The sequence below is a fragment of the Dactylosporangium siamense genome, from assembly GCF_016862795.1.
Taxonomy (GTDB): domain Bacteria; phylum Actinomycetota; class Actinomycetes; order Mycobacteriales; family Micromonosporaceae; genus Dactylosporangium; species Dactylosporangium siamense.
The window spans coordinates 245,465-267,493 of the sequence record NZ_BONQ01000017.1; the positions used below are offsets into that span (position 1 = coordinate 245,465).

Here is a 22,029-nt window from a genome sequence, read left to right on the forward strand (position 1 = left end):
CATTCCGGAGCGGCGCGTTGTTGAGCGCAGCGTTGTTGAGCGCCGTGTTGTTGCGCGGCGCGTTGTTGAGCGCCGTGTTGTTGCGCGGCGCGTTGTTGAGCGCCGCCCACTTCCATGGCCAGGTCGTGAGGCGGGCCGGCAGCGGCGGCAGCGTCGGGGCCACGGCGACCGCGGCGAGCCCGACGCCGACCCCGGCGACGACGTCGAGGACCCAGTGGTTCGCGGTGACGACCACGACGATCCCAGTGATGGTGGGGTACAGGAAGCACAGCGCCCGCCCGCGCCGGCCGGCCAGCAGCGCCGACGCGACGCACGCCGTCCACACGGCCCAGGCCAGGTGCAGCGACGGCATCGCCGCGTACTGGTCGGCGGGCACCTGACCGCCGTGGTCCAGGCTGAACCCCGCGGCCGCGATCGTGTCGACGTAGCCGCCGCCCGGCATCAGCCTCGGCGGCATCACCGGCAGCAGGTAGAAGACGGTCATCCCGGTCACGTTGGTGATGACCAGGGCGTTGCGCATCGGCCGGTACAGGTGCGGCCCGGCGATGTAGCACCAGACCAGCACGGCCAGGGACACCCCGATGTGGGCGAACTGGTACCAGTACACCGCGGCCAGGGCGAGCGGCGGATGGTCGGTCAGCCACCGGTTGGCGGCCAGCTCCCAGTCCAGGTGCAGCAGCCGCTCGATGGACAGCACCTCGGCGCCGTGCCGGTGCGCGGGCGCCTCCCGCACCGCGGCGAGGGAGCGGATCAGGTCGTACACCTTGACCAGCAGCACCACGATCAGCAGCTCGCCGAGGACGTTCGGGCGACGGCGGCGGACGGGTGGGACGGTCGTGACCGGGCGGTCCGTGACGGGGCGCAGGGTCACGCTCCGGCGCCGATCGGTGCGCGGTGCGCCGCGGCGAGCTCGTAGAGCCCGGTGGTCCTGGCGAGGACGTCCGGCCACGCCACCGGCGGCGACGTCGCCAGGTTGTGCGCGGCGATGCGCCCGCGCCGCGCCGGATCCATGACGAGGGCGGCGATCGCGTCCGCCATCGCGGCGTCGCTGTCGACCAAGACACCCTCCCTGCCGTCGGCGATGAGCTGGCCGATCCCGCCCTCGGCCCGCGCGACCACCGGGAGCCCGGCGCACCGTGCCTCCAGTGCGGCGATCCCGAAGGACTCCAGGATCGCCGGCGCGACGAACAGGTCACTCTGCGCGAACAGGGACCTGATCTGCGGTCGGGACAGCCTACCCGGCAGACTCACCCAGCCGGTCATCCCGTGCCGGCGCAGGAAGCGCTCCATCGCCGGGCGCCGGGGCCCCTCACCGGCGATGACCACCCGCAGGCCGGCCGCCGCCGGCAGGGTCGCCCGGGCCTGGCGCAGCAGCCGAAGCAGCTGCATCGGGCGTTTCCGGGCCGCGAGGCGCATCACCGCGACGACCAGCACGCCGGCCGGGTCCGCCGGGTGCGGGTCGACCCGCCACCGGTCGGTGTCGATCCCGTTCGGCAGGACGTGCACCTCCATGGGCCAGACGAGGCGCTGCAGCGGTGCCGCCGCCACGTCGCTGACCGCGGTCCACACCGCCGGCCAGCGGGTCCAGCCGGAGGCGGTGTCCAGCGCGCGGAACGCGTGCTCCAGGTGTGACAGCAGTGAGTGGATCGTCACCACCGTCGGGACCCGGTCGGCGAGGGCCGCGGCGGCGAAGGCGAGCGGTGAGGCCGGCCCGGCGTGCACGTGCAGCACGTCGTACCGGCCGTTCAGCAGCAGCTCACGGCCGGCCCGCAGCACGCCGGGGCGCACCTCGGCGGGCAGCAGCCACAGGCGCTCGGAGAGCCGGTGCACCCGCAGCTCACCGTCGTCGGCGGGACCGCCGGGCGTGGTGGTGATGATCTCGACCTCGTGGCCGGCCGCCTGCTGCCGGACGGCCAGGTCGTGCACCTGCATCTCGATGCCGCCGAGGCGGGGGAGGAAGAAGTCGGTGACGTGCGCGATTCTCATGAACAGGGGCTCCGAAGCGGTCGCGGCCGGCGCCCGGGGAAAGGTGGGAGCATTGGCCGGTGCCGTACACGATGGTGTCGTTTCATGCTCATCCGGACGACGAGGCGTTGCTGACCGCCGGGACTCTCGCCCGCGCGGCCGCCGAGGGGCACCGCGTCGTCCTGGTCGTGGCCACCGCCGGTGGGGCGGGGCTGGCGTCCTCCGAGGTCCTGGCGGAGGGCCCCCTCGCGGGGCGCCGGCTGGCCGAGCTGCACCGCTCCGCCGAGGCGCTGGGGTGCGCCCGGGTCGAGTGCCTCGGCTACGGGGACTCCGGGATGGCGGATGCCCCGTCCGGCGCCGCGGACGCGTTTGCCGGCACCGACCCGGAGGAGGCGGCCCGGCGGCTGGCCGAGCTGCTGCGGCAGGAGCGCGCCGACGTGCTCACGATCTACGACCCGGCCGGCGGCTACGGGCACCCCGACCACGTGCAGGTGCACGCCGTGGGCGCCAGGGCCGCGGAGCTGGCCGGGACCCCGGTGGTGCTGGAGGCGACCGTCGACCGGCGGCTGCTGCAGCGGGTCCTGCGGGCCGTGCACTGGCTGCCCGGCGTGCCGGCGGACTTCCACCCGGCGCGGTTCGCCGGTGCGTTCGCCGCGCCGGAGCGGCTCACCCACCGGGTCGACGTGCGGCGCTTCGCGGGTGCCAAGCGGGCCTCGATGGCCGCGCACGCCAGCCAGGCCGGGGCCGACACCGGCCGGCGCACCCTGGCGGTCCTGCTGAAACTGCCGCAGCCGCTGTTCCGGATCCTGATGGGGCGCGAGTGGTTCGTCCAGCACGGCCGCACTCCCGCCCACCCACTGATCGACGACGTCTTCGCCGGACTGCGGTAAGCCGTCTCCCCGAGCAGGCAATGCGCCCCCGATCGTCGATCATGCAGTAGCCGTGCATCCTTGCGGCGGCAACCAGTCTTCCGCGAACCGTCGGGGAATTGTAGGTGGTCCTTTTCCTGCGTAGGGGGGAGGCGCACCCGCCGTTTGGCTCAGATACGCCCGCTGTGTGCCGATTGCAGCAGGGTGGCGGCGCTGCGGCGGTCGATGATCCTCGCCCGGGACCGGGTGGCCGCGACGCGTGCCGTCGCGTATTTCCTCATGGCCGGCGGCGCGGTCGTCGGCACCTGCGCCCTGCTCGTGCCCGGGTTCGCCGGCGGCACCACCGCGGGCGTGTTCGCCACGGTGGTGACCGGTGGCGCGATGGTCCTGGCCGGCGCGTGCTGCCGGGTGCTGCCGGAGCGGGTGCCCGAGCCGTTCTGGGTGGGCGTGCCGATGCTCGGCGTGCTGATCATCGGTGGGCTGAACCTCGCCACCGAGGACGTGAGCGTCAGCGCGCATCTCTACTATCTGTGGCCGCTGCTCTACGGAGCGACGTTTCTGCGGCAGGACCTCGCCTATCTGCTGCTCGCCGCCGCGAGCGTGTCCGACGCCGCGGTGACGTTCACGCTGCAGCCGGTCAAGGTCGGGGTCACCGACGTCGCGGCCCTGGTCACCGCGTACTGCGTGCTGACCGTCGTGGTCACGAAGCTGCGCGGGCGGGCCGACGCCCTGGTCGCGGCGCTGGAGCAGCAGGCGATGAGCGACCCGCTCACGGGCCTGCCCAACCGGCGCGCGTTCGACCGTGACCTCGCCGCCGCCCTGGCGGACGGGCGGCGGACGGGCGCCGAGCGCTGCCTGCTCATCATCGACGTCGACCACTTCAAGACGATCAACGACACCTGGGGCCACGCGACCGGTGACAAGGTCCTGGTGCAGGTCGCGGCGGCGTTGCGGTCCGCCGCTCCGGAGGGTGGCGCCAGCGTTGCCCGCCTCGGTGGCGACGAGTTCGCGGTGGTTGTGGCGGGGGACACCCTGGCCGCGCAGCGCATCGCCGCACTGGCGCGGGCGTCGGTCGCCGACATGACCGACCTGCCCGACGGCCTGCCGACCCTCAGCATCGGCCTGGCGTCCACCCGCGCGACGGCCGTGGAGCCCGAGGCGCTGCTGGCCGCCGCCGACCGGGCGCTCTACGACGCGAAGGTCCGCGGCCGGGACCGCGTCTCGGTCGTGGAGACCGCGCCGCGCCGCCGGCCCCGGACCGTGCCGCAGCCGTAACAGCCCATCTGGATCAGGCAACCTTCCGGCCTGTTCGCACGCTATTGACATGCTCCGATCTCGCCTCGATGCTGTGAGAGCGCTCTCACTAAAGAGTCTTCACAGTTAGTGGGGTGCACCGGCGGATCACACCAACGTCGGCGACAGCCCGGTCCGGCCGCCACCGGAGGCAATCCCGGGCTGTCCAGTGGAACCGAGGAGCCATCTTGCGCACCTTGACCAGGCTGCTACGCGCGGCCGCGACCCTCGTCCTGGCAGTCCCGATCGCCCTCGCGGCGGGCACCGCCGCCCAGGCCATCGGGCCGAGCCTCCTGCCCCTGACCGTCACCAACTCGACCGGCCGCGGCGACGCCGTGTACCTCTACGTGCTCGGCGTCAACCTGAGCACCGGCCGGCTCGGCTACGTCAACGCCGCCGGCACCTTCAACAACTGGCCGGCCGGCGGGCAGCCGCCAACCCCCGCCCCGGACGTGTCGATCGCCGGCCCCGGCAGCGGCGGCAACAAGGTCATCCAGATCCCCCGCGGGCTGTCCGGCCGGGTCTACTTCTCCCTCGGCCAGCGGCTCAACTTCTTCCTGACCCCGGACGGCCTGGTCCAGCCCGCGCCGTGGGCCGGCGGCGACTCCAACCGCGACATCCTGTTCGACTGGAGCGAGTTCACCTACAACGACGCCGGTCTGTGGCTCAACAGCTCGCAGGTCGACATGTTCGCCGTCCCGCACGCGGTCACCGTCACCGGCGCCACCGGTGTCACGAAGCGCACCGGCGACCTCGTCTCCGGCGGCCGCGACGCGGTCATCAACGGCATCCGCAACCAGGCCGGCTGGGGTGGCTCGATCTACACCCGCGGCGACGGCACCGTGCTGCGCGTCCTCGCGCCCGGCAAGGCGGCCGAGGCGGGCGGTCTCAGCAGCACGTACCTCGACTCGTACATCAACTCGGCGTGGGGTGCCTACGCGTCCAAGACGCTGACCGTGGTGCCCTTCGGCGACCAGCCGAACACGAAGTACTTCGGGCGCACCTCCGGCACCACGATGAACTTCACCAACAGCGCCGGCCAGCAGGTCGCGTCGTTCCAGCGGCCGACCAGCGCCGACGTGTGGGGCTGCGCCGGCCGCCTGGCCGCGCCGAACGACCAGGTCGTCGGGCCCATCTCGCGCACCCTGTGCGCCGCCCTCAACCGCGGCACGCTGGGCACCATCGACACCCAGCCGAGCACCAACGCGGCGGACTTCTACAAGAACAACCCGACCAACCAGTACGCCAAGATCATTCATGCGAACATGGCCGACGGCAAGGCGTACGCCTTCCCCTTCGACGACGTCGGCGCGTTCGAGTCCCTGGTGAACGACGGCGACCCCCGTGCCGCCGGCATCGTGCTGACCTCGTTCACCGGTGGCGGCAACCCGCAGCCGACCGGCAACCGCATCATCAGCAACATGAACTCCAAGTGCGTCGACGTGCCGTCGTCGAACTTCACCGACGGCAACCAGCTGCAGATGTGGAACTGCAACGGCACCGGCGCGCAGAACTGGACGTTCAGCGGCGACACGATCCAGGCCGGCGGCAAGTGCATGGACGTCGCGGCCGGTTCCCTGGCCAACGACGCGAAGATCCAGATCTGGACGTGCAACGGCTCCGGCGCCCAGCGCTTCACGCTCAACGGCGCCGGCGACATCGTGAACCTGCAGTCCGGCAAGTGCCTGGACATCCAGTCCTTCAACGCCAACGACGGGGCCAAGCTCATCCAGTGGACCTGCACCGGTAGCTCCAACCAGAAGTGGCACCGCGGCTGACGCTCTTGTAGGGAACGTGGTCCTGGCCCGCCAGCCAGGACCACGTCATCCATCGTGGAACGTCGGTGTCACATTTCGTGCTTCGTCAGAACGTGCCGGCGGTGTTGCACTTCGCCTTCTGGACGATGCAGTCCTTCACCCGCTGGCCGAGGGCCACGTTGTCCCAGGCGAAGAAGTTGTCGCCGTGCATCGACGACGCCAGGCCCGACGCGAGGGTGTAGCCGGCCGCGCTGCCGTGCGTGTTGTAGTCGATGACGAAGGACACGTTCGGGATCGCGACCGGGAACGCCCCACCGCACTGCCCGTTGACCAGGTTGGTCGACACGTGCGACTTGTGGTCGGGGCTGTCCAGGTTCACCCCGTCCCAGCAGTCCTGGAAGACGAGCTGGAACGTGAGGTTGGCGGTCTGCGCGCAGATCGGCCAGTTGCCGTCCGCGCTGCGGCCGATCTCGCCGCCGGGGCCCGCGCACCAGAACTGGCCGGGTGCGCCGGACGGGGTCGCGACCTGCCGCTTGGCGTCACCGGCGATCATCCGGAAGCCCTGCGGGAACGGCACCGTCTTGGTCGGGTCCTGCAGGCGCGAGCCGTAGTAGACGGTCACGCCGCGGGGCTCGATCGCCACGCCGTTCTGGTAGAGCGTCGGGATCCAGTAGGCGGAGTGATCCAGCGCCGGGCCGCAGCTCGACGCCGTGTTGGCCAGGAGCGACTCGGTCGTGGTGTTGGCGTTGGTGCTGGTGTTGCCCAGGAAGCTGTGCATGTGCGAGGCGCCGGGCAGGCCGGGGAAGACGATCGGGTCGTCCTTGAACGAGTGGCTGTAGGTGCACGCCGCGTTGAACTCCGAGACGCGAACGGCGTTGGCGGGCGCCGGGTGCATGGGCAGCGCGTTGAACTGCGCGAGCTGCGCGGCCCACTTCGCCTGGTCCATCTTCACCCAGCCCGTGCCGGCCGGCGCGCTGGTCGTCGGGGTCGGCTGGACCCCGCCCGTGCCGAACACCTGGAACTCCCACAACGACGCCCCGTACTGCGTGGCGCGCGCGGTGGTGTTGAGCCGCACGTACCGGCCCGAGCCGGTCACGTTCAGCGTCTGCACGCCACCCGTGCCGTTGGTGGTGGTGTTGATGGTCGTCCACGAGGTGCCGTTGGCCGACGTCTGGATGGTGAAGTTCGTCGCGTAGGCGGCCTCCCAGGTGAGCACGACCTTGGTGATCGTGGCGGTCGCACCCAGGTCGACTTGGAGCCACTGCGGGTCGCTGAACGCGCTCGACCAGCGGGTGCCGGTGTTGCCGTCGACGGCGTTGGAGGCGGGGGTGCCCCCGTTCTCGGTCGACGACGCCGTGGCCGGCTTGCCCTGCGAGAGCGGGGTCTCGGCCGCGTCGGCGGACCGCAGGGCCTGGGCGGTGAGGAACGTGCCGAGCAACGCGGTGAGCGCGGCGCCGAGCACCAAGGTGCGCAGCCGCATTCGGCCCGCGAGGGCGTAGCGGGACATGAAGGGTCCTCCGGTTCTGCGGGAACGGTCGGGGGCGGGGCCCGACCGGCACCGAACCCGTGGCAGCGGGTTGGTGATCTTGCCAGAGAGCGCTCTCTGTCGTCTCACACTGAACCCCCCACTCGACCGATGTCAATGGATCCGGACAAATGGGAGAGCGCTCTCCAAGAATCCGTTTTCCCGCAGGCCGCACACCTGCCAGCCATCAGGTGCCCATCACCAGACCGTCGCTGCCATCGGTTGGGGAGCGCTCTCTCGGAGTAGCGCTTTCCCGCCCGCCACGCGGAGGCGTGCGTGCGGGCGGGCGGCGGGTCAGCCGGCCAGGGCCGGGGTGGGGGCCAGGGCGTCGGCCAGCTCGCGGGCGAAGCGCATGCGGGGCGCCGCGGTCTCGGGGCGCTCGCCGTACTCCAGCGCGAGCAGCTCGACGCAGCCCTGGGCGCCGTACCGGGCGACCGCGGCGGTGATCGCGGCCCACGCCTCGGCGGCGGTGACCGGCTGCGACGGCTGCAGCGAGGAGGCGAACACGGCTTCGGCGACGAAGTCGGTGACGGTTCCGATCATGGTGTGCCCCCCGGCTGGTTTCCCCGTTGTGCTGCTGAACACAACTGAACGCCTCCGCGGGTGCAGCGCAACAACCGGAACGGGTCCCAACCGGTTGCGGACCGGCCGGACGGACGACAGCACAGCCGGGCCACAGGTGGTTCGCAAAGGGCGGCACGGGTTCGGTGCGTACCCAGGTGACATGAACGCATGGAAGAGAAGCAGCCGGGTCATCGTCGGTGGAGTCACGGCACTGGTGCTGGCGATGGGTGGGCCCTCGACCGGTACGTCGTGGATCACGTGCAGATCGCCGACGTCGACGCGTACGAGGCCGCCCACGGCGGCGGCGCCGAGGACCGCGGCGACGTGGAGACGACCGTCACCGGCACCACGTACGAGCCGGACCAGCGCCTCGTCGACCTGGTGGACGGCCTGCGCGGCGCGGGGCAGGCCGTCGTGGTGGTCGACGACGGCAGCGGACCCGCCGACGCACCCGTGTTCCAGGCGGTGCGCGACCGGGGCGGGACGGTGCTGACGCATCCGGTGAACCGGGGCAAGGGCGTCGCACTGAAGACCGGGTTCCGGTCCGCGAAGGAGGACGTGGTCTGCGCTGACGCCGACGGCCAGCACCGCGTCGAGGACATCCTGCGGGTCGCGGACCACGTGCGACGCACCGGCCGGACCACCCTCGGCGTGCGGCGGTTCACCGGTCCGGTCCCGTTGCGCAGCAGCGCCGGCAACGCGCTGACCCGGGTCGTCTTCGCGGCGGTCACCGGCAGCCGGATCCAGGACACCCAGACCGGGCTGCGCGGGTACCCGGCGAGCCGGCTCGGCTGGCTCCTCGAGGTGCCGGGTGAGCGGTTCGAGGACGAGATGCGCACCCTGCTGCTCGCGACCCGGCACGGCGGGATCGACCAGGTGCCGATCGCGACCGTGTACCTGGAGCACAACGCGTCCTCGCACTTCCGCCCGCTGGTCGACTCGGCCCGCGTGTACGCGCCGCTGCTGCGCTTCTCCGCCTCCTCGTGCTGGCCGGGGGCCGTGGACGCGGTGGTCCGGTTCGTGTTCGGCAGCGCGGCCACAGCGCCCTCGCAGCCGGCGCACAGATCGGCCCGGCCTGATGAACGGGTAACGACCTCTGGATGAAGGATCTCCCGTGGACGAGTTGATGATCATCGGTGTCGACCTGGTCGCCATCGCCGTTTTGACCTTCGGGGTGTACTTCCCCCGCCATCACCGACGGGACCTGGTCGTCGCGTTCCTCGGGGTGAACCTGGGGGTGCTCGCCACCTCGATGGTGCTCGGCTCCTCGTCCGTCGGGGCGGGTCTCGGCCTCGGCCTGTTCGGCGTGCTGTCGATCATCCGGCTGCGGTCCAACGAGATCGCCCAGCACGAGATCGCGTACTACTTCGCGGCGCTCGCGCTCGGCCTGCTCAGCGGGCTCAGCCCCACGGTCGGCTGGCTGACCGTCGGGCTGATGGCGCTCGTCACCGGCGGGCTCTTCGTCGCCGACCACCCGCGGCTGTTCGGCCGGTACCGGCAGCAGACGATGCAGCTGGACGCCGCGCACACGGACGAGGCGGCACTGCGGGCGCACCTGGCGGCGCGGCTCGGCGGCACGGTGGTCAACCTGAGCATCCGCCACGTCGACCTGGTCAACGACACGACGCTGGTCGAGGTCCGATACGTGGCCGGCAGCGGTGTCCGGGCGCCCCTGGGACCGGGCATCGAACGGGTCTCCGCATGATGGCCGGGCTCGAACCCATCGGTCTCGACGAACTCGTGGCGCAGGCCGCACTGCTGACCCGGGTCGACCGCAAGTACCTGTTGCCCGCCGACCGGCTCCCGCGCGTGCTGCGAGGGCTCGCCGGCACCGCCCGGGTCCTCGACATCGACGGCCGTCGCCGGTTCGGCTACCGGTCCGACTACTTCGACACGCCCGGCCTGGACAGCTACCTCGCCGCCGCGCACCGCCGGCGCCGCCGGTGCAAGGTGCGGGTCCGCACCTACCTGGACACCGGTGGTCGCTACGTCGAGGTGAAGACCCGCGGTCCGCGCGGCACCACGGTGAAGGAGCGCATCCGGTACCGCGGCGGCATCGACCACCTCAGTGCCGGCGCGCTGGACGGCATCCACGTCCCGTGGGAGCCGGAACTGCTCCGGCCGGTGCTGATCACCCGCTACGAGCGCACGACCCTCTACCTGCCCGCCAGCGGTGGCCGCGTCACGGTCGACGCCGCGCTGTCCTGGCACCTCGACGACGGCACCACGCTGCGCGCGCCGGACCGGGTGATCGTCGAGACCAAGGCCGCGGGCGGTGCCTGCGAGGCCGACCGGCTGCTGTGGTCCTTCGGCCACCGGCCCTGCTCCGTGTCGAAGTACGGCACCGGTCTCGCCGCGCTGCGGCCGGACCTCCCCGCGAACCGCTGGCGGTCGACGCTGCGCCGGCACTTCCCGTCCGCCCCCTCCAACCGGGAGTCCTGAGATGCGCATCCGTTCCCGCGCCGTCGCCGCCATCACGTCCGTCGTCCTCGCCGCCGCCGCCCTCGCCGGCTGCTCGTCCGCGGGATCGTCATCGAGCGCCGCGCCGACCGCCGGCGCCGCGACCGCCGACGCCACCCAGAGCGCCGCCGCCGTCCTCGCCGCCAACACCGCCGTCCACGAGTCCGACACCACCTGGAGCGCGTCCGACGCGGTCGCGATCACCCTCACCGGCTCGACCGCGACCGCCGGCAAGGGCGTCACCGTCGACGGCTCGAAGATCACGATCACGGCCGGTGGCACGTACCGGATCACCGGCACCCTCACCGACGGCCAGATCCTGGTCGTCGCCGGCGACGCGACCGTGCAGCTCGTCCTCGACGGCGCGACGATCAGCAGCTTCACCGGCGCGGCGATCGCGGCGACGGAGGCGGAGCAGGTCGTCGTCATCCTCGCCGACGGCAGCAGCAACACGCTGTCGGACACCAGGGCCTACGCCACCGACGCGGACGTCAACGCGGCCCTCTCCAGCTCCGCGGACCTGACCATCGCCGGGAACGGCAAGCTCACCGTGCACGGCAACGGCAACGACGCGATCGCCAGCAAGGACGGGCTCGTCATCGCCGGCGGCACGATCACCGTCGACGCGGCCGACGACGGCATCCGCGGCAAGGACTACCTCGTCGTCACCGGCGGCACGATCAGCGTCACGGCCGGCGGCGACGGGCTGAAGGCCGACAACGCCGACCAGGCAGACGCCGGATTCATCGCGGTCAGCGGCGGCACGGTCACCGTCACGGCCGGCGGGGACGGCGCTGACGCGGTCACCGACCTGGTGGTCACCGGCGGCACGATGACCGTCGGCGCCGGCGGCGGCAGCGGCACCAAGGCCGGCGACACGTCGGTCAAGGGCCTCAAGTCCGGCGTGATCAGCGTCCTGGAGGGCGGCACCGCGACGGTCGACGCCTCCGACGACGCGGTCCACAGCGACGGGGCCGTGCACCTCAACGGCACCGCGCTCACCCTCGCCGCGGGCGGCGACGGCGTGCACGGCGAGACCGCCCTGGTCATCGACCAAGGCCGGATTGAGGTGGAGAAGTCCTACGAGGGCCTCGAGTCGGCGCACATCACCGTCAACGGCGGCGATGTCCACGTCACGTCCAGCGACGACGGCCTCAACGCCGCGGGTGGCAGCTCGAGTGATGCCGCCGCGCAGGGCGGCGGCCAGCCGGGTCAGGGCGGCGGCGGTCGGGGCTTCGGCGGCGGCGGAGGGGGTGGCGGCGAGACCGTCGGGGACTTCACCGCCACGATCACCGGCGGGACCCTGGTCATCGACGCCGGCGGCGACGGCTTCGACTCCAACGGCACCGCCTCGATGGCCGGCGGCACCGTCGTGGTCAACGGCCCCACCCAGCGCGGCAACGGCGCGCTCGACGTCAACGGCGGCTTCACCGTCAGCGGCGGCACGCTCGTCGCCGCCGGCAGCTCCGGCATGGTGGTCGCCCCGGACACCGACTCGGCGCAGGGCTGGCTGTCGGCGACCTTCACCGGCACCGTCGCCGCCGGCACCACCGTGCAGATCGTCGACGGCGGCGGCACGGTGGTCGCCACGTTCGTGACGTCGAAGGCGATCCAGAACATCGTGTACTCGTCGCCGGCGATCAAGGCCGGCGGCCAGTACAAGGTCTACACGGGCGGTTCGGCGAGCGGCACCAGCACGGGCGGCCTCGCCCAGGGCGGCACGCTCGGCTCGGCCACGCTCGCGGTGACGGTCACCGCGGGCCAGGCGCCGGCCGGCGGCGGCATGGGCGGCCGGTAGCCGCGTTCCGCACCACGGGCCGGGCGTGCCTCAGGGCGCGTCCGGCCCGACCTTCTGGGTGACCTCGATGACCCTGGTCAGCGCGGCGTGCAACTGGAGCAGCTCGTCCATTGGCAGGCCCAGCTCGGCGAACACGGCCGCCGGGATCAGCTCCGCCTGCCGCCGCAGGTCCTGGCCGGTCGGGGTCAGCGTGACCGCGAGGACCCGCTCGTCGTCGCGGGCCCGCCGCCGGCTGATCAGGCCCGCCGACTCGAGGCGTTTGAGCAGCGGCGACAGCGTGCCGGGGTCGAGCTGGAGCAGGCCGCTGAGCTCCTTCACCGACAGCGGGGCCCGCTGCCACAGCGCCAGCATCACCAGATACTGCGGGTGGGTCAGGCCCATCGGCTCCAGCAGCGGCCGGTAGAGCGCGATGACGTTGCGCGAGGCGACGGCCAGGGCGAAGCACACCTGGCGCTCCAGGGCGAGGGGATCGTCGGGGGGTGCGGTGTCCACGACACCAGTGTACGCTGATAGTTGGTACACCAACTATTGGACCACCAAGGATGTGCGCGATGTTCCGACGGGCCAGTGGCCAGCAGAAGGACCGGTTCGGCGAGTTCTTCTTCAAGATCTTCGGTCCGGCCACCGTGGAGGGCGCCATCCAGGGCTGGCAGCCGGAGGCGCGCGAGCAGTACAAGCGCCTCCGCGCCCGGCAGAAGGAGCAGGCCGCCGCCGCCCGCCGGGACAAGGACCGCGGCTGGTGATGCCACGATCGGGTGCGTCCTGACGGCTGCCCGGACCGGCCCGTCGGCAGGGGAGTCGGGCCCGACGGCGGTTCCGGCGGAGCCGCGGGCGTCAATACGCTCGACGGCATGACGTGCCCGATCTGTGCCTTTCCGGGCAACGATCCCGCCGCCGTCCGGTGCACGAACTGCGGCTTCGCGATGCGGCCGGCCCCGCCGAACCCGGAGCCGGAGGTCCTCGCCGCCTACAACGTGCACCCGATCCCCGCCGCGCCGCCGCCGGACCCGACTGGCGACCGGCCGCCCCCGGTCCCCGGACCGCCGGTGCAGGCACCGCCCGCCGGTCCTGCCCAACCCGCTCCTGCCCAACCCGCTCCTGCCCAGGCCGCTCCTGCCCAGCCTGGTTCCGTTCGGCCCGGTCCTGCGCGGCCCGGATCTTCGCGAGGGCGGGCGCCGCGGTCGCGGGTCGTGGTGCCACTCACCGTGCTCGCCGTCGTGCTCGTCATCGCCGGCACCGTCATCGCGATGGTCCGCATGACCGGCGGGCCGCGGTACACCCCGGCGGCCCTCGGCACCACAGTGAGCCCCGGCCGGCCCGGCCCGACGACCGCGGCGTCACCGGCGGACGCGGCGGCCGGGTCGCGGGCCGACCCGAGGGCGCAGGCCGCCGCCCTGGACGCGCTCCTGGACGCCAGCGGCGCCAGCCGGACGAAGCTCAACGACGCGATCGCCCGGGTCGAGGAGTGCACGCGGATCGAGCAGGCCATCGTCGACCTGCGTACCGTCGGCACCGAACGCCAGGCGCAACTGGACGGGGTCGCCGCGGCCGACCTGTCGGCGCTGCCGGAGGGCGAGCGGCTGCGGGCCCTGCTCACCGAGGCGCTGGGCTACTCGCTCGCGGCCGACCGCAGCTTCGTGCTGTGGGGCCAGGCCGTGCGGGGTGGCGGCTGCGACGGCGGCGGCCGCGCCGACCACCGCGAGGCGCAGCGGCAGTCGAAGCTCGCCGGCGACGCCAAGGAACGGTTCCTCGCCGGGTGGAACCCGGTCGCCACCAGGCACGGCCTGCGCGAGCGCGCCGCCACCGGGATCTGACCGCCACGGCATCGGCCGGCGTCCCTGCCGGACACCGCCGATATGGGGCAGCGCAACGGAAGCAGCCGTGGCACGATGCGCACGCAACGCCGAACGGGGACTCCGACGGAGGCGGCGGTGAGCTGCCTCGCGCCCGGGATTCCCTCCACCCCAACCCTCTCCGGGAGCGCGCATGCGCAGCAATGTCCTCGGCCGCACCGTCACGTTCGCAGCGGTGACGGCCACCACCCTCGCGGCCTCAGCGGTGGCCGTCACCCTCGCCACCACACCGGCGTACGCGGCCGGCGTGGGCGCCATCACCGGCCACCTCACGGACGCGAGCGGCAACCCCGCCGCCAACGCCTACGTCTGGACGCAGCAGCCGGACATGAGCGCCAACGCCTCGGCCTACACCGCCGCGGACGGCTCGTACACGCTGCCGAACCTGCCCGAGGGCGACTACGTCGTCAGCTTCCGGGCCGCCAGCGGCTCCTTCGTGCAGTGGTCGCACCAGAAGGCGACCTTCATGGCCGCGGACCGGATCGCCGTGGGCGCGGGAGCCACGGTGGTCGTCGACGAGCAGCTGCTGCCGACCGGCACCGTCCAGGGCCGGCTGCTCAACCGGGACGGCTCCCCGGCCCAGGCGTCCGTCACGGTCTACCTGGCCGACATCCAGTCGTCGGTGAGCTACGCGACGGTGCAGGCCGACGGCACGTTCAGCACGGAGCTGCCGGCCGGCTCCTACAAGCTGGACTTCCGGGTCCGCAACGCGTTCGACCAGTGGTCCGGCGGGCAGCAGTCCTACGACACCGCGACGCCCATCGTGGTGACCGCCGGGCAGGCGGTGCAGGTCAACGAGACGGTCCTGCCGACCGGGTCGCTCGGCGGCCGGCTGACCAACACCGACGGCAGCCCCGCCGGCAACGTCCAGGTCACCGCCAACCAGCCGAACGTCAACGGGTCCTGGAACTCGGCCTACACCGACGCGGACGGCCGGTACCAGTTCAACGACCTGCTCCTCGGCAACTACGAGGTGGCGTTCGCCGGGCCGAACTGGGTGCACCAGTTCGCGCACGGCAAGATCGACCCCGCCCAGGCGGAGCGGTTCGCCGTCACCGACGGGCAGCTGACCACCGTCGACGAGGTGTTCCTGCCGACGGGCACGATCCGGGTGATCGCCCACGACGCCACCACCGGCGCACCGCTGTCCGACTTCTGCGCGTACACGAGGTCGGCCACCACCGTCGGCGGCTGCGCCACCGGCACCGAGCTGCTGATCAATGACGTCTTCGTCGGCTCGTACCCGCTCGACGTCTACATCTACGACAACCTCCACCTCACCGCCATCGCGGGTCCGGCGGTCGTCACCGCCGGGCAGACCGTGACCGTCGACGTGGCGCTGCGCCGCGGCGCGACGATCACCGCGACGATCACCGAGCGGGCCGGCGGTGCCGCCGCCGACGGCTGCGTCAGCGTCGCGCGGCTCAACGACTCGTTCGGCTACAACCCGTACGGCTTCTGCTCGGACTGGTCGCCCGGCCCGGTGCCGGGCTCGGTCGTGGTCGGCCCGCTGGAGCCGGGCACCTACCAGCTGTTCGTCGACCCGCGCAGCGACGCGCTGGGCATGCAGTGGCTGGGCGCGGCGGGCGGCACCGGAAACCGGGAGGCGGCGCTGCAGTTCACGCTCGCGGCCGGCGACCAGGTCAGCGCGCCGAAGATCCGCCTCGACAAGGCCGGCACGATCCAGGGCAAGGTGACCGACGCCGGCACGGGTGCCCCGCTCTCGTACACCTGCGTGTGGGTCGCCGCCCTGTCGCCGGGCTTCGGTGGCGGCGGTGACTGCCCGGCGACCGCGGGCACGGACGGCACGTACACCATCTCCGGTGTCGGGCCGTACTCGTGGCCGGTGGAGTTCGCCCGCGGCAACTACCAGTGGCGGTGGTCCGGCAACGCGATCAACCGCCGCACGGCGACGCCGGTGACGGTCAAGGTCGGCAAGACCGCGACCGCGAACATCAAGCTGCGCACCGGTGGCGGCACCCTCAAGGGCATCATCCGCGACGCGTCCGGCCAGCCGGTCAGCGCGTCCGTGGTCGCCTACGACGTGCTGTCCGGCGAGGCGGTCCAGTTCCCGGGCGGCATCACGCCCGAGGGCCAGCCGCCGGCGACCTACACCATCGCCAACATCGCGCCGCAGCAGGTGAAGATCTTCTACCGCACCGAGGACGGCCGCTCCGGCTGGGTGGGCGGCGCCGACCTGGCCCACGCCACGGCGTACGACGTCCGCAACAACCGCACGCTGACCGTGAACATCGTCATTCCGTGACGAAACACCCGGGCCGGGGTCACCACAGCGGTGGTCCCGGCCCGGGACCGGTCAGCGCCGGCCGGGGATCGTGCCCTGCTCCACGACGTCCCATCGCACGTACCGGTAGCCGGCGCCGAACGCGACGTGGTCCAGGAAGTCCTGCTCGCCGCGGAACCGCTGCACCGCGGCCGGGCGGATCCGGTCCGGGTACTCGTATCCCGGATACATCACCCAGTGCTCCACGTAGGTCGCGGCGCCCGGTTTGCGTGCCACGTAGATCTCACCGACCTTCGTGCCGTCGGCGTGGAAGATCTCGTGCAGCGGGAAGCGCTCCTGCACCCGCCCGGCCCGGACGTCCTCCGGCGAGGCGCAGACCCGCACCGCCGCCGGGGTCAGCGAGCAGGTCACCTCCATCTGCGCGGCCGCGGGCGACCCGGCGAGGAGTCCGGCGGCGGCGACGAGCGTGGTCAGCAGCGCGACGCGTCGCGTGGTGTGTGTGGTGGTCATGACGCTCATCATCAGCGCCGCCCCGCGGGCCTTGGATCCGTAGAACTACCGGACATGCGAGGGCGCCGACGAGGGCGGGAAGGGGTCGAACCCCCGGTAGCGTGCATCGACGTACTCGAAATCGTCGATGGGAGTCACGGTATGACACGGGTGAGACGTGCGCTGTTGTCGATGGCGTTGCTGCTCGGGCTGGCCGGTGCGGTCGGGTTCGGCAGCCCGGCGGCCGCCGCGACGACCGACATCCGCGACCAGCTCGAGGCGGCGCCGGGCGTGACCGTCCTGGAAGAGCAGCCGGTCGCCGCGCCCTACCGGTTCTTCGTCCTGAGCATCACCCAGCCGGTCGACCACCTGCGCCCCTCGGCCGGCACCTTCCAGCAGCGGTTCACCGTCCTGCACCGGGGCACCGACCGGCCGACGGTGCTGCACACCACCGGCTACAACGTGCCGGCCTACGCGTTCCGCTCCGAGCCGACCCGCCTCATCGACGGCAACCAGCTCTCCGTCGAGCAGCGGTTCTTCACCCCGTCGCGGCCCGAACCCGCGGACTGGTCGAAGCTCACGATCTGGCAGGCCGCCACCGACCACCACCGCATCGTCGCCGCGCTCAAGCCGATCTACTCCCAGAAGTGGATCTCGACCGGGGCGAGCAAGGGCGGCATGACCTCGATCTACCACCGGCGGTTCTACCCGAACGACGTCGACGGCACCGTCGCCTACGTCGCACCGCAGGACGTCGTCAACGGCGAGGACTCCGCCTACGACCGGTTCTTCACGGCGGTCGGCACCGCGCAGTGCCGGGCCGCCCTCGACGCCGTCCAGGTCGAGGCGCTGCGCCGGCGGACCGAACTGGTCGCCCGGTATCAGGACTGGGCGACGGCCAACGCGCGCACGTTCAGCGTCATCGGCAGCGCCGACAAGGCGTTCGAGTTCATGGTGAACGGCACGACGTGGGCGTTCTGGCAGTACAGCCTGGAGAGCGACTGCGTGGACGTGCCGCCGGCGACCGCGTCCAGCGACGACATCTGGGCGTGGCTGGACCTCATCTACGGCCTCGACTCCAACACCGACCAGGGCGTCAGCCCCTACATCCCGTACTACTTCCAGGCCTCCTACCAGCTTGGCTACCCGGACGTGAGCCTGCCGCACCTGGCCGGCCTGCAGCACTACCGGGGCCAGGACCGGGCCCAGTCCTACATCCCGCGCGAGATCGTGCCGCGCTTCCAGCCCCTGGCGATGCTCGACGTCGACGCCTGGGTGAAGCTCCTCGGGCGGCGGCTGCTGTTCGTGTACGGCCAGAACGACCCGTGGGGCGCCGAACCGTTCCGCCTCGGTCCCGGCACGAAGGACTCGCTGACCTACACGGCCGCGGGCTGGAACCACGGCGCCAACATCAGCCGGCTGACCGCGACGGAGGCGGCGACGGCGACCGCGGCCCTGCAACGCTGGGCGGGCGTGCCGGCACCGGCGGCACTGACCGCCGCGGCAAGCATCCCGTCCCTCGATGACCGCGATCCGGCCCTCGACCGTCGCTACAGCCGGTAACGCCAGTTGACCTTGGAGACTTTGACACGTCAGGGCGTGTCAAAGTCTCCAAGGTCAACGAAGGGTCAGGACGCCGACGGCGTCGCCTGAGTCGGGGTCGGCGCGGCGGGGGTGGACTGGCGCTGGCCGGGCTTGCCCGGCTGGCCGGGCTGGCCGGGCTGGCCGGGCTGGCCGGGGCGCAGCCGGTTGCGGCCGTCGCCGTCCCGGCCGACCGGACCCCGTGGGCCGCGCTCGTCGCGGGTGATGCGGCCGCGGTCGTCGCCCCGGCCGTCGCCGCGGTGGCCGTCGCCGAACACCGCGACGCCGGCCGCGACCAGGCCGGCGCCCAGGCAGCAGCCGAGCACCAGCGTGGCCAGGCCGACCAGCAGCGGGACCCGGACCCGCGATTCCCGCAGCCGCCCACCCGCCGGGCGCTGCGGTCCCGGCCCGGTGGGATGGGCAAAGGCAGCCGGCTGCGGAGCTGGCTGTGCAGCCGGTTCCGCAGCCGGTTCTGCGGCCGGTTCCGCGGCCCAGACGGGCTCGCCGGGAATCGGGTCGGCGGGCGCCGGGTCCGGTGTCGCCGGGGCGGCGACGGTCCGGTCCGGCTCGTCCGGGAGTGGCTTCGTGTCGCTCATCAGTGGTCCTCCGGTGCCGGGGGGATGGTGGCCGGCACCGTCAGCATCGGTCCCGCACCTAAGAGGGCCGCTCCGTGTGGATAAGAGTTCGATGAGAAAACCGCGGTTACCCCGCCGCGGTCAGGGCCTCCTGTGCCTCGGCCAGGACGGCGTGCGAGGTGGCGGTGGACAGGACGTGCCGCAGCGCCGTGCGGTACGCCACCGGCAGTGCCTCCTCGGCGGGCGTGGCGACGTCCGGGACGACGCCGGTGCCCTCCCAGTTGGTGCCGGTGACTGGGTTGATCGAGCGGGCGTTGGGCACGGCGACCTCCAGGGTCGCCGAGACCGGGAAGCGCCGGGTGGGGTGGGCGCCGCCGCGGGTCACCTCGCCGATCAGGGTGGCCCGGCCCAGCGCCTTGAGGTTGTAGGCGAACTCCTCGCCGCCGGAGAACGTGAACGAGCTGGTCAACACGTACACCGGCCGGTCCAGGTAGCGGCGGCCCGGCAGGTACGCCAGGGTCCAGAACTGCCGGGTGGAGCTGGTCGCGCCGTCGTAGATGTCGTTGAGGTGGGTGTCGGAGTCCGGGAACAGATAGCTGTTCCACAGCTGGACGCCTTCCGGATCGCCGCCCCGGTTGCGGCGCAGGTCGAAGATCAGCGCACCGGTGTGGGTGACGAGCTCCATCGCGGCGGCGATCGCGGTGCCGCCGTCGCCGGGGGAGGCGATGCCGCGCAGGTCGATGTAGCCGATGTTGCCGTCGAGGCGCTGGACGGCGGCGATGTGGTGGTTGCCGAGCCGCTGTGCCTCGGCCCAGGCGGCCTCGGTCTCGGCCTCCGTGGTGGCGGTGCGGTGGTCGGGTGAGCGGACGAGCAGGCGCAGGTGCTTGTCGCCGCTGGTGGCGTGGAACACCTCGGTGACGCGCGCCGCGAGGGTCTCGTCGTCGAGGCCGTCGAAGTCGCCGGCGGCCGCGCCGGCCTCGGCGGCGGCGATGACCTCGGCCGCGACGTCCGGGAAGATGTACTGCTGACGGACGAGGGCGAGCGCGTCGTGCAGAAGCTGCATGGGTCGATCCCTTTCACAAGCTCAGGTCGCTGGTCACGAAGCCCAGGCGTGAGCAACCGCCTCAGCGGCGGGAGGTGACGTCCGGGCGGTCACAGGTGCGGGCCATGGCGGTCACCTCGCTTTCAGGATCGGGTCCGCAGCAGTATGCCACGGTTCAGGCGTAGTCGGACAGGCGGTGGGCGACCTCGTCCGGCGCGGGCATGCGGGCGATCTCGGCGGCGACCGCGCGGGCCGCGTCGCGGGGTCCGTCCCACGCCAGCAACGCCCGGACCTGCGAGGCGACGGCGTCGGCGGTCACCTCGGCGGAATCCAGCCGGAGCCCGGCGCCGGCGGCGGTGACCGCGTCGGCGTTGGCGAACTGGTCGGCGCCCTGCGGCAGGAACAGCTGCGGCACGCCGGCGGCGAGCGCGCCGAGGGTGGTGCCGCTGCCGCCGTGGTGCACCACGACGTCGGCGTGGGGGAGCAGCTGCGCCTGCGGCACCCACGACGAGACCGTCACGCCGGCCGGGACCGCGCCGATCTCCTCCGGTGGCACCCGCCCGGCGGCGACGACCACTGTCACGTTCAGCCGGGCCAGCCCCTTGATCGCGGTGGTGAGCAGCGCGGCGGTGCCGAACGCGGTGCCCAGCGTCAGGTACACCAGCGGACGCGAACCTCGGACGGCGCCGGCGGTGCCGGTGGGGAAGGAGAACGGCACGGGACGGAGCTCGATCCGGTCGCCGGTCGCCAGGAAGTCCTTGTCCTGCAGGGACGGCGGGCAGATGTCCAGGTGCGGACGGCCGGCCGCGCCGTCGACCAGTGAGGGCAGCTGCAGGCCGATCCCGGGCGGGATCATGCGGCCGAAGCCGTGCCACAGGCCCGGGATGCCGGCCTGTGCGGCGGCGACGGCGGCGCCCGGCAACCCCCACTCGTGCACGACGAGGTCGGGTCGCAGCAGGTCCAGCGACGGCGCCAGGTCCTCGGCGTAGATCTCGTAGAAGGCGTCCGCGGGCCGGAACGGCCGCAGCCCGAGCGTGGCCAGGGGCGGGTGGACCTCCGCGCCGGCGGCCCAGTGCACCTCGTGCCCGGCGTCGCGGGCGGCGATCGCCAGGGGGATCAGCGGATAGGTGTGGCCGACGGAGCCAAGGCTGGCGAAGAGTACGCGCACCTGCCCAGCTTATTGACGCCTGCCCCGAAAAACATACACTCCAAGTGCATATACACAGTCGTCGTGCGAGGAGTGGGGCATGAGCGTGCAGGAAGGGCGGCTCGCCGGTCGGGTCGCCGTGGTCACCGGCGCGAGCCGCGGCATCGGCTTCGCCATTGCCCGGCGGTTCGTCGAGGAGGGCGCCAAGGTCTGCATCACCGCCCGCAAGCCCGACGCCCTGGCCGAGGCGGTCAGCGCCCTCGGCGGGCCGGTCAACGCCGTCGCCGTGGCCGGCCGCGCCGACGACCCGGATCACCGCGCCGCGGCCGTGCGGCAGGCGGCGGACCTGTTCGGGCCGCCCGACATCCTCGTCAACAACACCGGCATCAACCCCGTGTACGGCTCGCTGCTGGAGCTCGACCTCGCCGCCGCCCGCAAGATCTTCGAGGTCAACGTGCTGAGCTCGCTCGGCTGGGTGCAGGAGGTGTTCCGGAGTCCACCGGCTCGCAACGGGGTGGTCATCAACGTCTCGTCGGTGTCCGCCGTGCACCCGCCGGCCGGCATCGCCTTCTACGGCGTGACGAAGGCCGCGCTCAACCACCTCACGTCCTGCCTCGCGGTCGAGCTGGCGCCGGCGGTGCGGGTCAACGCGGTCGCGCCGGCGGTGGTGAAGACCCGCTTCGCGGCCGCCCTGTACGAGGGCCGCGAGGAGGAGGCCGCCGCGCAGTACCCGATGCGGCGCCTCGGCGTGCCGGACGACGTGGCCGGCGCCGCGGCGTTCCTCGTCTCCGACGAGGCGAGCTGGATCACCGGGCAGACCCTCGTCGTCGACGGCGGCGTCACCCTCGCCAGGCGGGCCGGATGAG

The 22,029-nt window shown here is 72.6% G+C and carries 20 protein-coding genes and 1 pseudogene; 12 read left to right on the forward strand and 9 right to left on the reverse strand.

What is annotated here, in order from left to right:
• Positions 1–166 precede the first annotated feature (166 nt).
• Both Dsi01nite_RS57115 and Dsi01nite_RS05020 read right to left on the reverse strand, forming a co-directional pair.
• Positions 167–949, reverse strand: a pseudogene (locus tag Dsi01nite_RS57115) (phosphatase PAP2 family protein); the annotation flags it as partial.
• On the reverse strand, positions 868–1,986 hold the full coding sequence (locus Dsi01nite_RS05020) for a glycosyltransferase family 4 protein (protein ID WP_203844806.1): 1,119 nt from the start codon (positions 1,984–1,986) through the stop codon (positions 868–870). The gene Dsi01nite_RS05020 and the pseudogene Dsi01nite_RS57115, both read right to left, overlap by 82 nt.
• Positions 1,987–2,045: 59 nt before the next feature.
• On the opposite strand from Dsi01nite_RS05020, the gene Dsi01nite_RS05025 reads away from it, so the two are divergent.
• The 3 genes from Dsi01nite_RS05025 (at position 2,046) to Dsi01nite_RS05035 (ending at position 5,905) form a co-directional block, all read left to right on the forward strand.
• The gene (locus Dsi01nite_RS05025; RefSeq protein ID WP_203844807.1) at positions 2,046–2,855 is read left to right on the forward strand and encodes a PIG-L deacetylase family protein; all 810 of its coding nucleotides are present in this window, start codon (positions 2,046–2,048) and stop codon (positions 2,853–2,855) included.
• A 183-nt stretch (positions 2,856–3,038) separates the two neighbouring features.
• Positions 3,039–4,109 carry a GGDEF domain-containing protein gene (locus Dsi01nite_RS05030; protein WP_203844808.1) on the forward strand — a complete coding sequence of 357 codons (1,071 nt, stop codon included), beginning with the start codon at positions 3,039–3,041 and terminating at the stop codon, positions 4,107–4,109.
• Between the two features lie 206 nt (positions 4,110–4,315).
• The gene (locus Dsi01nite_RS05035; RefSeq protein ID WP_203844809.1) at positions 4,316–5,905 is read left to right on the forward strand and encodes a beta-1,3-glucanase family protein; all 1,590 of its coding nucleotides are present in this window, start codon (positions 4,316–4,318) and stop codon (positions 5,903–5,905) included.
• 85 nt (positions 5,906–5,990) lie between these two features.
• On the opposite strand, the gene Dsi01nite_RS05040 is transcribed toward Dsi01nite_RS05035, so the two are convergent.
• Both Dsi01nite_RS05040 and Dsi01nite_RS05045 read right to left on the reverse strand, forming a co-directional pair.
• A complete protein-coding gene (locus Dsi01nite_RS05040; RefSeq protein WP_239135691.1) occupies positions 5,991–7,391 on the reverse strand; it encodes a DUF1996 domain-containing protein in 1,401 nt (466 codons plus the stop codon).
• A 312-nt stretch (positions 7,392–7,703) separates the two neighbouring features.
• The gene (locus Dsi01nite_RS05045; protein ID WP_203844810.1) at positions 7,704–7,952 is read right to left on the reverse strand and encodes a hypothetical protein; all 249 of its coding nucleotides are present in this window, start codon (positions 7,950–7,952) and stop codon (positions 7,704–7,706) included.
• A 270-nt stretch (positions 7,953–8,222) separates the two neighbouring features.
• On the opposite strand from Dsi01nite_RS05045, the gene Dsi01nite_RS05050 reads away from it, so the two are divergent.
• The 4 genes from Dsi01nite_RS05050 to Dsi01nite_RS05065 are packed head-to-tail and all read left to right on the forward strand — an operon-like array spanning position 8,223 to position 12,231.
• Positions 8,223–9,077, forward strand: coding sequence for a glycosyltransferase family 2 protein (locus Dsi01nite_RS05050; protein ID WP_239135692.1), 855 nt, complete (start codon positions 8,223–8,225; stop codon positions 9,075–9,077).
• Between the two features lie 10 nt (positions 9,078–9,087).
• Positions 9,088–9,678, forward strand: coding sequence for a DUF4956 domain-containing protein (locus Dsi01nite_RS05055; protein WP_203844812.1), 591 nt, complete (start codon positions 9,088–9,090; stop codon positions 9,676–9,678).
• Positions 9,675–10,415, forward strand: a complete 741-nt coding sequence (locus Dsi01nite_RS05060) for a polyphosphate polymerase domain-containing protein (RefSeq protein ID WP_239135693.1) — start codon at positions 9,675–9,677, stop codon at positions 10,413–10,415. Before Dsi01nite_RS05055 ends, Dsi01nite_RS05060 begins: the two co-directional genes overlap by 4 nt.
• 1 nt (position 10,416) lies before the next feature.
• A complete protein-coding gene (locus tag Dsi01nite_RS05065; protein WP_203844813.1) occupies positions 10,417–12,231 on the forward strand; it encodes a carbohydrate-binding domain-containing protein in 1,815 nt (604 codons plus the stop codon).
• Positions 12,232–12,261: 30 nt separating this feature from the next.
• Here Dsi01nite_RS05065 and Dsi01nite_RS05070 read toward each other — a convergent pair whose 3' ends face one another.
• Positions 12,262–12,723: a MarR family winged helix-turn-helix transcriptional regulator gene (locus tag Dsi01nite_RS05070; protein WP_203844814.1), complete on the reverse strand. Its 462-nt coding sequence runs from the start codon at positions 12,721–12,723 to the stop codon at positions 12,262–12,264.
• Between the two features lie 59 nt (positions 12,724–12,782).
• Between Dsi01nite_RS05070 and Dsi01nite_RS05075 the strand changes: the two genes are divergently transcribed.
• The 3 genes from Dsi01nite_RS05075 (at position 12,783) to Dsi01nite_RS05085 (ending at position 16,350) form a co-directional block, all read left to right on the forward strand.
• Positions 12,783–12,974, forward strand: coding sequence for a hypothetical protein (locus tag Dsi01nite_RS05075; protein ID WP_203844815.1), 192 nt, complete (start codon positions 12,783–12,785; stop codon positions 12,972–12,974).
• A gap of 447 nt (positions 12,975–13,421) precedes the next feature.
• The gene (locus Dsi01nite_RS05080) at positions 13,422–14,045 is read left to right on the forward strand and encodes a hypothetical protein (protein WP_203844816.1); all 624 of its coding nucleotides are present in this window, start codon (positions 13,422–13,424) and stop codon (positions 14,043–14,045) included.
• 172 nt (positions 14,046–14,217) lie between these two features.
• Positions 14,218–16,350, forward strand: coding sequence for a carboxypeptidase-like regulatory domain-containing protein (locus tag Dsi01nite_RS05085; RefSeq protein WP_203844817.1), 2,133 nt, complete (start codon positions 14,218–14,220; stop codon positions 16,348–16,350).
• A 51-nt stretch (positions 16,351–16,401) separates the two neighbouring features.
• Here the strand turns inward: Dsi01nite_RS05085 and Dsi01nite_RS05090 are convergent, their stop codons facing one another.
• A complete protein-coding gene (locus Dsi01nite_RS05090) occupies positions 16,402–16,839 on the reverse strand; it encodes a hypothetical protein (RefSeq protein WP_203844818.1) in 438 nt (145 codons plus the stop codon).
• 141 nt (positions 16,840–16,980) lie between these two features.
• Between Dsi01nite_RS05090 and Dsi01nite_RS05095 the strand changes: the two genes are divergently transcribed.
• On the forward strand, positions 16,981–18,381 hold the full coding sequence (locus tag Dsi01nite_RS05095; RefSeq protein WP_203844819.1) for a S28 family serine protease: 1,401 nt from the start codon (positions 16,981–16,983) through the stop codon (positions 18,379–18,381).
• Between the two features lie 65 nt (positions 18,382–18,446).
• Here Dsi01nite_RS05095 and Dsi01nite_RS05100 read toward each other — a convergent pair whose 3' ends face one another.
• The 3 genes from Dsi01nite_RS05100 to Dsi01nite_RS05110 form a co-directional block, all read right to left on the reverse strand.
• Positions 18,447–18,995, reverse strand: coding sequence for a hypothetical protein (locus Dsi01nite_RS05100; RefSeq protein WP_203844820.1), 549 nt, complete (start codon positions 18,993–18,995; stop codon positions 18,447–18,449).
• Positions 18,996–19,101: 106 nt separating this feature from the next.
• Positions 19,102–20,037: a S41 family peptidase gene (locus Dsi01nite_RS05105; RefSeq protein WP_203844821.1), complete on the reverse strand. Its 936-nt coding sequence runs from the start codon at positions 20,035–20,037 to the stop codon at positions 19,102–19,104.
• Positions 20,038–20,191: 154 nt separating this feature from the next.
• Entirely contained in the window at positions 20,192–21,184 is a 993-nt protein-coding gene (locus Dsi01nite_RS05110; RefSeq protein WP_203844822.1) for a glycosyltransferase, read from the reverse strand.
• 79 nt (positions 21,185–21,263) lie between these two features.
• Here Dsi01nite_RS05110 and Dsi01nite_RS05115 point away from each other — a divergent pair, with 79 nt between their 5' ends.
• On the forward strand, positions 21,264–22,028 hold the full coding sequence (locus Dsi01nite_RS05115) for an SDR family oxidoreductase (protein WP_203844823.1): 765 nt from the start codon (positions 21,264–21,266) through the stop codon (positions 22,026–22,028).
• The last annotated feature ends 1 nt before the right edge of the window (position 22,029 follow it).

Coding starts and splice junctions, on each gene's coding strand:
- Dsi01nite_RS05020 (WP_203844806.1), bottom strand. CDS start 1,986: ATGAGAATCGCGCACGTCACCGACTTCTTCCTCCCCCGCCTCGGCGGC.
- Dsi01nite_RS05040 (WP_239135691.1), bottom strand. CDS start 7,391: ATGTCCCGCTACGCCCTCGCGGGCCGAATGCGGCTGCGCACCTTGGTG.
- Dsi01nite_RS05045 (WP_203844810.1), bottom strand. CDS start 7,952: ATGATCGGAACCGTCACCGACTTCGTCGCCGAAGCCGTGTTCGCCTCC.
- Dsi01nite_RS05060 (WP_239135693.1), top strand. CDS start 9,675: ATGATGGCCGGGCTCGAACCCATCGGTCTCGACGAACTCGTGGCGCAG.
- Dsi01nite_RS05065 (WP_203844813.1), top strand. CDS start 10,417: ATGCGCATCCGTTCCCGCGCCGTCGCCGCCATCACGTCCGTCGTCCTC.
- Dsi01nite_RS05075 (WP_203844815.1), top strand. CDS start 12,783: ATGTTCCGACGGGCCAGTGGCCAGCAGAAGGACCGGTTCGGCGAGTTC.
- Dsi01nite_RS05085 (WP_203844817.1), top strand. CDS start 14,218: ATGCGCAGCAATGTCCTCGGCCGCACCGTCACGTTCGCAGCGGTGACG.
- Dsi01nite_RS05090 (WP_203844818.1), bottom strand. CDS start 16,839: ATGACCACCACACACACCACGCGACGCGTCGCGCTGCTGACCACGCTC.
- Dsi01nite_RS05095 (WP_203844819.1), top strand. CDS start 16,981: ATGACACGGGTGAGACGTGCGCTGTTGTCGATGGCGTTGCTGCTCGGG.
- Dsi01nite_RS05100 (WP_203844820.1), bottom strand. CDS start 18,995: ATGAGCGACACGAAGCCACTCCCGGACGAGCCGGACCGGACCGTCGCC.
- Dsi01nite_RS05105 (WP_203844821.1), bottom strand. CDS start 20,037: ATGCAGCTTCTGCACGACGCGCTCGCCCTCGTCCGTCAGCAGTACATC.
- Dsi01nite_RS05115 (WP_203844823.1), top strand. CDS start 21,264: ATGAGCGTGCAGGAAGGGCGGCTCGCCGGTCGGGTCGCCGTGGTCACC.